Origin of the sequence: uncultured Dysosmobacter sp., from assembly GCF_947631635.1 — a bacterium.
In the GTDB taxonomy this organism is placed as follows: Bacteria; Bacillota; Clostridia; order Oscillospirales; family Oscillospiraceae; genus Oscillibacter.
Genome location: NZ_CANRMB010000041.1, coordinates 15,400 through 28,471 on the forward strand (window position 1 = coordinate 15,400; position 13,072 = coordinate 28,471).

At 62.1% G+C, this 13,072-nt stretch carries 12 protein-coding genes; 7 read left to right on the forward strand and 5 right to left on the reverse strand.

All coding sequences use genetic code 11. From position 1 onward, the window contains the following. The first annotated feature begins 109 nt into the window (after positions 1-109). From Q0Z71_RS15905 to Q0Z71_RS15920, 4 genes are all read left to right on the forward strand, one after another. A complete protein-coding gene (locus Q0Z71_RS15905) occupies positions 110-2,689 on the forward strand; it encodes a DNA translocase FtsK (RefSeq protein WP_298024876.1) in 2,580 nt (859 codons plus the stop codon). Between the two features lie 375 nt (positions 2,690-3,064). Beyond that, positions 3,065-4,255 carry a pyridoxal phosphate-dependent aminotransferase gene (locus tag Q0Z71_RS15910; RefSeq protein WP_298024878.1) on the forward strand — a complete coding sequence of 397 codons (1,191 nt, stop codon included), beginning with the start codon at positions 3,065-3,067 and terminating at the stop codon, positions 4,253-4,255. A gap of 14 nt (positions 4,256-4,269) precedes the next feature. Continuing rightward, positions 4,270-4,914, forward strand: a complete 645-nt coding sequence (locus tag Q0Z71_RS15915) for a DUF1847 domain-containing protein (RefSeq protein WP_298024879.1) — start codon at positions 4,270-4,272, stop codon at positions 4,912-4,914. Beyond that, complete coding sequence (locus tag Q0Z71_RS15920; protein ID WP_298024881.1) at positions 4,911-5,192, forward strand: Dabb family protein; 282 nt, start codon at positions 4,911-4,913, stop codon at positions 5,190-5,192. The genes Q0Z71_RS15915 and Q0Z71_RS15920 overlap by 4 nt, the downstream gene beginning before the upstream one ends. A 273-nt stretch (positions 5,193-5,465) precedes the next feature. Here the strand turns inward: Q0Z71_RS15920 and Q0Z71_RS15925 are convergent, their stop codons facing one another. From Q0Z71_RS15925 to Q0Z71_RS15945, 5 genes are all read right to left on the reverse strand, one after another. After that, entirely contained in the window at positions 5,466-6,128 is a 663-nt protein-coding gene (locus Q0Z71_RS15925) for a hypothetical protein (protein WP_298024883.1), read from the reverse strand. Positions 6,129-6,190: 62 nt separating this feature from the next. Next, complete coding sequence (locus Q0Z71_RS15930) at positions 6,191-6,514, reverse strand: GRAM domain-containing protein (protein WP_298024885.1); 324 nt, start codon at positions 6,512-6,514, stop codon at positions 6,191-6,193. 354 nt (positions 6,515-6,868) lie between these two features. Continuing rightward, the gene (locus Q0Z71_RS15935) at positions 6,869-7,183 is read right to left on the reverse strand and encodes an MGMT family protein (RefSeq protein ID WP_298024887.1); all 315 of its coding nucleotides are present in this window, start codon (positions 7,181-7,183) and stop codon (positions 6,869-6,871) included. Beyond that, complete coding sequence (locus tag Q0Z71_RS15940; protein WP_298024889.1) at positions 7,180-7,995, reverse strand: carbon-nitrogen hydrolase family protein; 816 nt, start codon at positions 7,993-7,995, stop codon at positions 7,180-7,182. Before Q0Z71_RS15940 ends, Q0Z71_RS15935 begins: the two co-directional genes overlap by 4 nt. An 11-nt stretch (positions 7,996-8,006) precedes the next feature. After that, the gene (locus tag Q0Z71_RS15945) at positions 8,007-8,255 is read right to left on the reverse strand and encodes a Smr/MutS family protein (protein WP_298024891.1); all 249 of its coding nucleotides are present in this window, start codon (positions 8,253-8,255) and stop codon (positions 8,007-8,009) included. 221 nt (positions 8,256-8,476) lie between these two features. On the opposite strand from Q0Z71_RS15945, the gene Q0Z71_RS15950 reads away from it, so the two are divergent. From Q0Z71_RS15950 to Q0Z71_RS15960, 3 genes are all read left to right on the forward strand, one after another. Further along, positions 8,477-8,929: a YjbQ family protein gene (locus Q0Z71_RS15950; RefSeq protein ID WP_298024893.1), complete on the forward strand. Its 453-nt coding sequence runs from the start codon at positions 8,477-8,479 to the stop codon at positions 8,927-8,929. 239 nt (positions 8,930-9,168) lie between these two features. Continuing rightward, complete coding sequence (locus tag Q0Z71_RS15955) at positions 9,169-10,419, forward strand: serpin family protein (RefSeq protein ID WP_298024895.1); 1,251 nt, start codon at positions 9,169-9,171, stop codon at positions 10,417-10,419. Between the two features lie 284 nt (positions 10,420-10,703). Then, positions 10,704-13,010: an HAD-IC family P-type ATPase gene (locus tag Q0Z71_RS15960; RefSeq protein ID WP_298024897.1), complete on the forward strand. Its 2,307-nt coding sequence runs from the start codon at positions 10,704-10,706 to the stop codon at positions 13,008-13,010. Positions 13,011-13,072 lie beyond the last annotated feature (62 nt).

Consider the following 13,072-nt stretch of genomic DNA (forward strand, 5'->3'; position numbering starts at 1 on the left):
GATTTTGTGGGGAACCAAGTTCGGCTTCTTCGCCTACTACTGCTGGATTGTGGGTGTGCTGACCCTGGTCCTGACAGTCATTCAGAAATAACCTTTGGAGGGACTTATCGTGGCTTCCGCGACACAAAAGAAATCTGCAACAACTGCAAAGAAGAGCGGCAAGAGTGCTTCCAGCCGCGCAAAAAAACCGCAGCAGCCCCAGAAGCGGCCCGTCCGCCGGGAGGTGGGGGGCATTGTACTGCTGGCGCTGACGCTGTGCGTCTTTGTCAGCTACTTCCAGGTCAGCGCCATTTTTATCGATTGGTTCGCGGTGCTGCTGAAAGGGCTGTTCGGCTATGGCTACTGGCTGGCAGGCCCGGCTCTGCTGCTGGCGGCGCTGATCCTGCTGTTCCACCACGGCCGCCCCGTCCAGCTGCGGGTGACCTGCGCCCTGCTGCTGCCGGTGCTGTTCGGCACCCTGGGACAGATCCTGCACATGATGCTTCGGGAGGAGGCGTATGAATCCTCCCTGGGGATTTTGGCAAAGCTGTGGGTCTCCGGCAATGAGATGGCCTCCGGCGGCGCTGTCTCCGGGACCCTTGCCATCGGTTCCGCGGCGGTGTTTTCCCAGCTGGTCTCTTTGATCCTGTTCACAGTGCTGTTCGTGGTGCTGCTGATGGTGGCCCTGCGGCTGACGGTGGGCGCGCTCATCGAAAAGCACCGGGAGCGCCCCCAGTACGAGGAGGAACCGGAGCCGGAGCATCCGGCCATCCGCCTTACCCCGTTGGAGATGCCCAGGCACCGCACCGAGGAAAAGCCAAAGCCCCAGATCGACTTCCCGTTGGACGAAGGGCCTGCGGAGGCGGTGGAGCCTGTGCAGAAGGAGCCGGGCCGTTTCACCAGCTTCTTCCGGCATAAATCCGACCAGCAGAAAACGCCGGACCAGGTGCTGTCTGAGAAAGAGGCGGCAAAGCCCGCAGAGGAGACGAAGAGGACCCCGGCGATTCCGGCACGCCAGCCTGCGGAGGCAGCGGCCTGTCCGGAGCCGCCCGTTCCGGCCCAGCCGGAGCCGGAGACCGTCCAGCCCGAACCGGCGGCATCCGCCCGAAAGGAGAAGCTCACCACCGCCAGAGAGGTGGCGGCGCAGACCGCCGCCGTCACGGCGGAGATCGAGGAGAAGCTGGCGGCGGAGGGGGATGCCTATCAATTCCCGCCCATCACCCTGCTGCATGAGAACGGCGGGGGGAACCATGTGGAGGCCGGCGCCGAACTGCGGAACAACTCCCGCCGTCTGGCGGAGACATTGACCAGCTTCGGCGTGGACGCCACTCCGGGGGATGTGGTCCACGGCCCCTCCGTCACCCGGTATGAGTTCATCCTGGAGCAGGGCGTGAAGCTCTCCAAGGTCACCAACCTGGCGGACGACATCGCCCTGGCGCTGGGCGCCACCGGCGTCCGTATCGCGCCCATCCCGGATAAAAGCTCCGTGGTGGGCATCGAGGTGCCCAACAAGCAGGTGACGCCGGTGCTGATCCGGGACGTGATCGAGTCCCGGGAGTTTACAGACCACAAGTCCCGGACGGCCTTTGCCGTAGGACGGGATATCAGCGGCCGGAACATCGTGGGCAACATCGAAAAGCTGCCCCATGTCCTGATCGCGGGCACCACCGGCTCCGGTAAGTCCGTGTGCACGAACTCCCTGATCATCTCCCTGCTGTACAAGTCCACGCCGGACGAGGTGCGCTTCATCATGGTGGACCCCAAGATGGTGGAGCTGGCTCCTTACAACGGCATCCCCCACCTGCTGATCCCGGTGGTGACGGACCCGAAGAAGGCCGCCGGCGCTCTGCAGTGGGCGGTGTTCGAGATGATGAAGCGGTACAAGACCTTCTCCGAGTGCGGTGTGAAGAAGCTGGAGGAGTACAACAAGCTGGCCCAGGCCACCGAGGGGATGGAGACGCTGCCCTCCGTGGTGGTGGTCATCGACGAGCTGGCGGACCTGATGCTGGTGGCGGCCAAGGAGGTGGAGGAATCCATCTGCCGGGTGGCCCAGATGGGCCGTGCCGCCGGAATGCATTTGGTCATCGCCACCCAGCGGCCCTCCGCCGACGTCATCACCGGCCTGATGAAGGCCAACATCCCCAGCCGCATCGCGTTTGCCGTGGCGTCCTCCCTGGAATCCCGCATCATTCTGGACACCACCGGTGCGGACAAGCTGGTGGGCAGGGGCGACATGCTGTACGCCCCCCTGGGCGAGTCCAAGATCCGTGTCCAGGGTTGCTTCATCACACCGGAGGAGATCGAGGAAGTGGTGGCCTTCGTCAAGCGGAGTGGCGAGGCGCAGTACTCCGACGAGGTCATCGCCAAGATCGAGGAGTCCATGCAGGAGAAGGAGAAGGGCGGCGGCGCCAAGAGCACAGCCGCGGAACCCTCAGACGACGAGGGCGACGAGCTGCTGCCCGCCGCCGTAGATGTGGTCCTGGAGACCGGACAGGCCTCCGTGTCCATGCTCCAGCGCCGCCTGAAGCTGGGCTACTCCCGGGCCGCCCGCCTGGTGGACCAGATGGAGGAGCGGGGCATCGTGGGTCCCTTTGAGGGCTCCAAGCCCCGGCAGCTGCTGATCACCCGCGCCCAGTGGCAGGAGATGCAGATGGACGGCGGAGCAGACGGCGGTGATGAAAGTTGTCTGCCCCCGGAAGAAGAGATATGAGAATTTGGCATACCGGGGTTGACAAATCGATGGAAACCCGTATAATACAAAAAAGAGAAAAGCGATGACAAAGCCAGCTCTGTGAAACAGGCTCTCAGCGAGAGGGGATCGGTGCAAGCCCTCAGCCCACGCCGCAAAGCAAGCCACTTTGGAGCGGTCCGCGAGGAGCGGAACGGCCCATCCCCGTTACCGGATGACATGAGATGTCCCCGCCAGGGGACAGATCAGGGTGGTACCGTGGAATGTTTTTCGCCCCTGACAACTGTCAGGGGCGTTTTTCTATGGCTCCTGCTGCGGGCGGCAGAATCTGCCGACCCGCCACACGTCCCATACATCGTAAAATTCAGATCGAACAGATCCAGGAGGTATGTTGTTATGAAACTTTCCAGCAAGATCAAGCGGTGTGAGCTGTCACCCGTTCGGAAATTTTACCCCTATGAGATGGCGGCGGTGGCAAAGGGCCTGAAGGTCCGCCACCTGAATATCGGCCAGCCCGACATTGAGACGCCCAAGGCCTTTTTTGACGCCATCGCCAATTTCAGCGAGAAGGTGATCGAGTATGCGCCCGCCCCCGGCGTGGAGGTCTATGTGGACGCCGTCCGGGAGTACTACACCCGCATGGGCTGCACCATCGCCAATGACGATATTTTGACCACCTTCGGCGGCAGTGAGGCGCTGGAGATCGTCATGTCCTGCATCCTGGAGGAGGGCGACGAGGTTCTGGTGCCGGAGCCCTTCTACCCCAACTACACCACCTTCGTCAACATTACCGGCGGCAGGATCCGCCCCATCCCCACCACGGCGGAGGGGGGCTACCGCTTCGCCAGCCGGGAGAAGATCGAGCCCCTGATCAACGAGCACACCCGGGCCATCCTCATGACCAACCCCGGCAACCCCACCGGCGTGGTCCTCTCCCGGGAGGAGATGCAGGTGATGGCGGACATCGCCAGAGAGCATGACCTCTTCCTGGTCAGCGACGAGGTGTACCGCGAGATCGTCTATACCGGCAAGATGTCCACCATGCTGGAGATCGAAAGCGCTGCGGAGAACATCGTCATCATCGACTCCGTGTCCAAGCGGTTCTCCGCCACAGGCACCCGTGTGGGCGCGATCATCTCCCGGAACAAGGAGCTGATGGGCGAGGCCATGAAGCTGGCCCAGGGCCGCCTGTGCGCCGCCACGCTGGACCAGATCGGCGCCGCCGCCCTGTACAACACGCTGGATGAGTCCTATTACACCGCCGTGCGGGAGGAGTACCAGCGCCGCCGCGACGCTCTTGTGACCGCCCTTTCCAAGGTCCCCGGCGTGGAATTCACCTGCCCGGAGGGCGCCTTCTACCTGATGGTGACGCTGCCGGTGGACAACGCGGAGAAGCTGCAGTTCTTCCTGCTGGAGGAGTTTGAGGACCACGGCGAGACTGTCATGTTCGCCCCCGGCGAGGGCTTTTACAGCGATCCGGAGCTGGGCCGCAACAAGGCCCGCATCGCCTATGTGACGGCCCCGGAGGACCTGACCCGGGCGGTGGAGCTGCTGGGACTGGGCATCCAGGCCTATAACGCCCGCTGAGCGAGGTGGATGGTATGAGCACGTTTGAGCATTCCTGCGCGGACTGCGGCCTCACCGGATGCCGCCGCCCAGGAGGGGAGTACCCGGCGTTCTGTGTGACCACGCACATGCCGCCGGAGGTCAAGGCGGCGGCCATGGCGGAGTATGAGAAGCCGGAGAACCGCCGGATCATGTCCGCGGCGGCTGAGGTGGAATACGAGGGCTACTGCCAGTGGCCCCGGGTGCGGGAGATCATGGAGTTCGCCCGGCGGATGGGCTACCGCAAGCTGGGGATCGCCACCTGCGTGGGCCTGATCCGGGAGACCCGGACCCTGGCCCGCATCCTGCGGGACAATGGATTTGAGGTCTTTGGCATCGCCTGCAAGGCGGGCGCGGTGCCGAAAGTGGATGTGGGCATCGATGAGAAGTGCAATGCGGTGGGCTGCAACATGTGCAATCCCATTCTCCAGGCCAAGATGTTGGAGGAGGCCGGGACGGAGCTGAACATCGTGGTGGGCCTGTGCGTGGGACACGACAGCCTGTTCTACAAGTACTCCGCCGCCACGACCACCACGCTGGTGACAAAGGACCGGGTCCTGGGCCACAATCCCGCCGCCGCGCTGTACACGGCGGAGTCCTACTGCCGGAACAAGCTCCATTTGGAGGGGGACAAAGCATGATCCGCCATATCGTCATGTGGAAATTCCGCCCCGGCACAGAGGCGGAGCAGGCTGAATTTCTAAAGGGCCTGCGGAGCCTGCAGGGCGTGATCCCCCAGCTGCTGCGCAGCGAGGCGGCGGTCAATGTGGGCGCGGGCAACTATGACGCGGTGCTGGTCAGCGAATTTGAGAGTCTGGAAGCGCTGGAACAGTATAAAAACGATCCCCGGCACAAGGCGGTCTCCGCCCTGTGCAAGTCCATCCGGGAGGACCGGGTGGCGGTGGATTACGAATTTTGAGCAAAAAAAGAGAGAGGCGATGCCTCTCTCTTTTGCTTTAGACCTCCACCCATTAGCGCCGGGAGTGTTTTATCATCAAATAACTTGAAAAGTGATCAATTCACTTTTCAAGTGTCACAACGCATGTGCGCTGTGACAGGCCGCGGGCCGCGGCCTTGATTTGAATTTCATAGTCAATCACTGTGCGCTTTCCGCACAGCGGGCATCGCCCGCTTGAAAAATCGTGTGCGATTTTTCAAGTTAATTGACTATATCAAAACAGCTTGCGCCAATCTATTCCACTTTTCGCCTTTTCCGCACACCCCGAACCGTTATAATCACCATTCCCACAATGAACAGTACCGCAAGTCGGAGCAGAATATCAAGCGTCCAACTGACTTTCCCATGCCGGTACATATCCAGCACGTAGACGGTATCAACACCATAGTCCTCTGACATCTGGTTCAGCATCCGGCGTTCCTCGGTGGTAGTGTAGCGGACATAGCCGGTGGGGTATTCGTCTGCACCCATCAGCGTCAGATAGTCGTCAAAGTACACGCAGAGATACGAGCTGTCCTCCAGTTCCGTCAGATAGTAGCGGTTATAAAATCCGCCCACAAGCCCCTGGAACATCCTTTGACAAGACGAGAGGGGATAGTCGGCAGACATGTATTCGGAGATATATGCCGCCATTTTTGTGCCGTAACTCCTGTGATCATGCGTTCCCGCTTGCTCCACATCCCGCAGACGCGCCAGTGGGCAGGCTACCAGATTGTCGCCTGCCGCCGTTGCCGGGGTCTGCGCGTAAAAGAAAGATCGCACATCCTCCTGCCGCTGGAGCTGTCGAACGCCCTCACCGGGCTGCTGGCCCTGCCCGGTCCCTGCACCAGCCCACAGATCGTACAGCCAGCCGGTGGGTGCGGCCAGCATCAGCCAGAACGCAAGGACAGCGCACATGATATTCCGCAGGATAGCAGATATCGGGCGCTGTCCTTTTTCATTTATGTGCCCTCGTTGTTTCACAGCTCCGGAACGCCGGCCTGCCGCAGCCAGTCTTGCAGTTTCTTGACCGGGAATCCAGTAAACACATAGCTCTCTCCCGCCTGGCTGTGGATCGTCACAGCAGTAAACAGAGCCTTTTTCCCCACGGAAAAGCCCTTGATCTCCGAAAGTGGCAGATCCATTTCCGGGCTGCCGACCATGCTGATATAAAAGCAGGCCCGCTGATTGGTAACATAGATATTGCCGCTGAAGGGCTTTGTGTTGAGAAACTGCTTTTGGTGAAGCGCCAACTGTCCGCTGCCGATCATCGTCTCGCCGGGAGCCAACTGAAATTTTGCCATAAAGAACTACCTCCTATGTCGTATGGGGAAAACAGGATATTTTTTCCCCAATTCTCATTATAACCGTGTTTTAGCTTTTTGCAAGTGGTCGGAATCGCATAGCTTGGCTGTCAATTCGACAAAGTTTTCTTGCGCTGCTTTACCGCACATGAGCATTTCAATAGGGGATCAAGCAGTTGTCCGCCTCGGCCGGCAGGATGTTATTTCGGCCGGACTGAAAGACCGCACATCCCGCGGAAAGCACTGCGGCGTCCCAGTCCTGAAGATTCCGGGGGACGCGGGCCTGCGCAACGGCGCCCAGCGGACCGCCCTGTTTCAGCTGCGCCGCACCCGGCGGAAAAAGCTCCGGCTTCTTCAAAGATCGGGATGCCAGAGGCATTGTTCCAGGTTTACGGTGCCATCGGGACGGAAAGTGACGCCCTCCGCCTCCAGCAGAGCCCGCTGGGTGCCGGGGGCGAAGGTGTCAAAGCAGGCCTTGGTGCCGCCAAAGCGGTCCACCACCCGGTGGCAGGGAATGGCCGGGTCCTGACAGCCCGCCATGGCGTAGCCCACTGTGCGGGCGCACCGGGGCATCCCCGCCAGACGGGCCACCTGGCCGTAGGTGGCTACCTTTCCGGCCGGGATGCGCCGGACGATCCCGTAGAACACAGGAAAGATGGATCCGCTCATTTCCCGCGGACCTCGTACAGGTCCGTCCGGCGGGCGGACAGGATGGGAAGCTGCTGCCGCACGGCGTCCACCCGGGCCATGTCCAGGTCCGCGTACAGGGTGACAGCCTCCGCGCCGGCCCGGCACAGCACGGTGCCCCAGGGGTCCACGGCGATGGAATTGCCATAGGCCACATAGCTGGCGCTCTCGTTCCGGGCGGGGGACACGCCCACGGTAAAGCACTGGTTGTCCACCGCCCGCTGGCGGAACAGGATCTCCCAGTGGGCGGGGCCGGTGGTCATGTTGAAGGCCGCCGGGACAAAGATGACCTTGGCGCCCCGGAGGCACATGCACCGGGCCAGCTCCTCAAACCGCAGGTCAAAGCAGATGCACAGGCCCATGGTGCCGAACTCCGTCTCAAAGGTGGTGACGGCATTTCCCGGGGAAAAGGTGTCTGACTCCCGGAAGCACTGGCCGCCGACCACGTTGATGTCGAACAGGTGAACCTTCCGGTGCTTCGCCAGCAGCTCGCCCCGGCGGCCATAGACATAGCAGGTGTTGTAGAGGGAGCCGTCCGCCAGCTCCGGGATGGAGCCGCCCACGATGTAGATGCCGAGCTCCGCCGCCAGCGCGGAGAGGGCGGTCTGCGCGGGGCCGTTCTCCGCCTCGCCGCAGGTGTGGAAGCAGTCGTTTTGATAGGGACAGCAGAAGATCTCCGGCAGAACGGCAAAGTCCGCCCCTTGGGCGGCGGCCTCCCGGATCTTTTGGCAGGCTGTTTCGATATTTTTGGCTTTTTCTGCCGCTACCGGCATTTGGATGAGTGCGACACGCATGAAAATACCTCCTATATATATTCCCGCAGCACCAGCTCCGTGGCGCCGCCGTCAGGGGAGAAAACCAGCCGTTTTACCTGGGGATGGCGGCTATACTCCGCCTGGATGAAGTCTCGCAGGGCCGTGCCGCCGTGACAGCCGTGGATCAGCCGGATGCGGTAGGTCCCGGCCCTGACCCGCCGCAGCAGGGCGTCCACCGTGACCTTGGCCTGATAGGTGTTTTTGCCGTGGAGGTCCACAGTCAGCGTTCCAGCGTTCATAGGACGGCCTCCTGATTCTTGATGTTGCCCGGACTGGACACAGGTGTTGTTGGGGGGAGCGGGCGGATTCAGCCCTTGAGCCGCCGCCCGTAAAAACAGGTGAGGACCATGGCGAGGGCCGTGTTGCCCCTTGTCCACTGAGGGTATGTTTGATATGCTCCATTGTATCACGGGTGGAAATATGTTACAATGCAGAAAATCACGGAAGAGGAGGCCTTTTTATGGCAGTTTATACGGAGACGAAAACCTATCACACCAAGGCCCACATGGGCATGATCGACGTGACGGAGGACTTTCAGCACGCGGTGACGGAGGCCTGCAAACAGCACGGCATATCCGCTGGGACCGTCACCGGCTTCACCACCGGCGGCGTGGCGGGCCTGACCACCCTGGAATTTGAGCCGGGTATGGTGAACCACGACCTGAAGGCGGCGCTGGATGTGTTCTCCCCCTACTTGGACGAGAAGGGCCGGGTGGTGCCCTATTGGCACCATGAGACCTGGCACGACGACAACGGCTCCTCCCACATCAAGGCGGCGCTGCTGTCCCCCTTCATCACCGTCCCCTTTGTGGCGGGGAAGATCACCGTCGGCCCTTGGCAGAACCTGACCCTGGTGGAGTGCGATACCAGAAACCGTGTGCGGGATATTGTATTTCAGGTGATGGGGGAGTGAAAGGTGTGCCGCCGGGAGTCCGGCGTCCAAGCGTTTTTGCGGAGCAAAAACCTTGAAATGGACGGGATTCATTCCCGGCCATTTGAGTCCAATGCGGGGCCCCGCTGCCGCCTGCGGCAGTGGGCGTGCGACACCAGAAACCGTGTGCGGGATATTGTATTCCAGGTGATGGGGGAGTAAGGAACTTTTTCCGTATTTTCTCGTCTATATAGGCAGAAACGATGAAAGGGTGTGTTTTTATGAAAAAACGTATCCCGGCGTTCCTGCTGTGCCTGGCGGTGATGATATCCGCCCTGCTGTCCGGCTGTTCGGCCAAGGCGGGAGAGGATCTGATGTCCGGCGTCCGGGCAAATGCCGTCTCCGCGGATGTGGCGCTGAACAGCCCGGAGGCCGTTGCTGTCACGGACTTCGGCGTGCGGCTGTTCCAGCAGAGTTTGCAGGGCGGGGAAAATGTGATGGTCTCGCCCCTGTCCGTCCTGTGCGCCCTGGCCATGACCGCCAACGGGGCAAAGGGGGAGACCCTCTCCCAGATGGAGGCGGTGTTCGGCCTGCCCCTGTCGGAGCTGAACCCCTATCTCCGGGCCTGGATGGATGCCCTGCCCTCCGGCAAAAAGGCCAAGCTGGGCGCTGCCAACGCCATCTGGTTCAAGGACAGTCCGGGCTTTACTGTGGAGCAGGACTTTTTACAGGCCAACGCGGATTGGTACGGCGCGGGCCTGTACAAAGCGCCCTTTGACGAGGGCACCCGCAGAAATATCAACGATTGGGTAGACCGGCACACCGACGGCATGATCCCCTCCATTCTGGACGAGATCCCCAGGAGCGCCGTGATGTACCTCATCAACGCCCTGGCCTTTGAGGCGGAGTGGGAGGAGCCCTATGAGGAGCGGCAGGTCCGGGACGGCGTGTTCACCCGGGAGGACGGCAAAGCGGAGGATGTGGAATTGATGTACACCGGGGAAACCCTTTATTTGGAGGACGAGCACGCCGCCGGGTTCCTGAAATACTACGCCGGAGGGCAGTACGCCTTCGTAGCCCTGCTGCCGGAGGAGGGGGTCCCCGTGGCGGACTATGCGGCGGGCCTCACCGGGGAGCATCTGCGGGACCTGCTGTCCGGCGCCCGGGCGGAGGAGGTCCGGACGGCCATCCCCGTCTTTGAGAGCGAATACAGCGTGGAGATGAGCGATATTCTGGGGGCCATGGGCATGACCGACGCCTTTGAACCGGGCCTCGCCGACATCTCAGGCATCGGCAGCTCTGAAAATGGCCCGCTTTTCATCAACCGGGTGCTCCACAGGACCTACATCTCCGTGGACGCCAAGGGCACCAAGGCCGCTGCTGTAACGGCGGTGGAACCCGGTGACGGCGCCGCTCCCATGATCGAGGAGCCCAAGACGGTCTATCTGGACCGGCCCTTCGTCTATCTGATCGTGGACTGCGGGACAGACCTGCCCATCTTCATCGGCGCGATGATGGACGTGAACGCGTAGGACGGAAAAAGCTTATCGAAATCTGAACGGGATAGACCCTTGACAATTGGGGCAAACTGGCATAGAATGCCCTAGGTAACCAAAAGGGAGTAGCTGGCACAGAACTGTGTATCCGTGAGCGTCAGTACGGGCACCCGCCCCGCTGCGGATGGATGCGAAGCATAGGGGAACAGCACTGCTGATCCTCCAACGGTGTTTCGTATAAACGGCGAGACTTTTGTATCAATGCAGGGCATTGACGCAGGAGCCTCGCCTTTTTGCGTCCTGCCGGAGGGGAGCAACAGATGAAACAGGAGAAACAGATTTGGCAAAAGACCAGCGCGGAGCTGTTCCAGGACCTGGACTGCGGCGCGGAGGGGCTTTCCGCCCGGAAAGCGGCAGAACGGCTGGAAAGGTATGGTCCCAATGAACTGCGGGGCGGCGGGCAGAGATCGGTGCTCCGGATCTTTCTGGAGCAGTTCGCGGATTTTCTGGTGGTCATCCTGATCGCCGCCGCCGTGGTGTCCGCCGTGCTGGGGGACGCGGAGAGCGCGGTGGTCATTCTGGCGGTCATCACCATGAACGCCGTGCTGGGGACTGTGCAGACCGTGAAGGCCGCCGCCTCGCTGGACAGCTTGAAGCGGATGTCGGCGCCCACCGCCAAGGTCCTGCGGGACGGGCAGGCGGTGCAGGTCCCCGGCCGGGAGGTCACGGTGGGCGACGTGGTGCTGCTGGAGGCGGGGGACTCCGTCTGCGCCGACGGGAGGCTTTTGGAGTGCGCCAGCCTCAAATGCGCCGAGAGCGCCCTCACGGGAGAGAGCCTGCCCGTGGAAAAGGAGACGGCTGCCATCCCTGGGGACGTCCCCCTGGGAGACCGGAAGAACATGGTGTTCTCCGGGAGCTTCGTCTCCTATGGCCGGGCCAGATTCCTGGTGACCGCCGTCGGCATGGACACGGAGATGGGAAAGATCGCCGCCCTGCTGAAGAACACAGAGGAGAAGAAAACACCTTTGCAGGTGAGCCTGGACCAATTTGGACGGCGGTTATCGGCTATTATATTGGCGATTTGTGCCGTTTTATTCGCTGTCAGCGTGTTGGTGCGCCATGAGAACGTGATGAACGCCTTCCTCTTTGCCGTGGCCCTGGCAGTGGCGGCCATCCCGGAGGCCCTCTCCTCCATCGTCACCATCGTCCTCTCCTTCGGCACAGGACAGATGGCAAAGGAGAACGCCATCATCCGCAAACTCCAGGCGGTGGAGGGCCTGGGCAGCGTGTCCGTCATCTGCTCCGACAAGACGGGGACGCTGACCCAGAACCGGATGACCGTCCAGAAGCTGTATACGGGCGGAAGGGTGATCCCCGTGGAGGAGGCGGACTTCAGCGACCCCATACAGGAGCCCCTGCTGCGGGCGGCTCTGCTGTGCAGCGACGCCACGGTAAATGGACACGGCGAGGTGGGCGACCCCACGGAGACGGCTCTGGTGCGGCTGGGGAAGGACCACGGTTTTGACGAGGAGCGCACCCGGGGCCGTTGGTCCCGCCTGGCGGAGCTGCCCTTTGACTCCGACCGGAAGCTGATGTCCACGGTCCATGAGCTGTCCGGCGGACTGCTGCTGGTGACAAAGGGCGCTGTGGACATTCTGCTGGACCGGACCGTGGTCTCCCCGGCGGAGCGGGCGGAGATCGAGGAGGTCAATGAGCGGTTTTCCGGCGAGGGCCTGCGGGTGCTGGCCTTTGCCTGCCGGACGGTGGACAGCGCCGCCGTCAGTCTGGCGGACGAGACAGGACTCACCTTCCTGGGCCTCATCGCCATGATGGACCCGCCCCGCGCGGAGTCCAAAGCCGCTGTGGCGGCGTGTATCTCCGCCGGGATCCGGCCCATCATGATCACCGGCGACCACAGGGTCACCGCCGCCGCCATCGCACGGGAGATCGGCATCCTCACAGAGGGCACCGAGGCGGTGGACGGGGCCGTCCTGGACGGCATGAGCGACGAAGCGCTCCGGGACTTCGTGCCCAAGGTCTCTGTGTATGCCCGGGTGTCTCCGGAGCACAAGATCCGCATCGTCCGGGCCTGGCAGGACCGGGGCAGTCTGGTGGCCATGACCGGCGACGGCGTGAATGACGCGCCCGCCCTGAAGCAGGCGGACATCGGCGTGGCCATGGGTGTCACGGGAACAGAGGTGGCCAAGGACGCCGCGGGCATGGTGCTGGCGGACGACAACTTCGCCACCATCGTCCAGGCGGTGAAAAATGGCCGGAACGTCTACGCCAACATCAAACGGGCCATCCAGTTCCTGCTGTCCGGCAATATGGCGGGCATCCTGACGGTGCTGTACGCCTCCCTGATGGGCCTGCCGGTGCCCTTCGCGGCGGTGCATCTGCTGTTCATCAACCTGCTGACGGACAGTCTGCCCGCCATCGCCCTGGGCCTGGAGCCCCATACCGACGCGGTGATGGCGGAAAAACCCCGCCCCCGGGACGAGGGGATCCTGACAAGGCCCTTCCTCACCAGCGTGGCGGTGGAGGGGGCGGTCATCGCCCTGGCCGCCATCCTGGCGTTCCACATGGGCCTGTCCCACGGCGGCGCGGCGGCGGATAAGGTAAGATAAGTTGCGCAAATTGAATAGAGGATAAAAAGAGACATGGTTTGCAGAACTCTGGTAGAATGAAG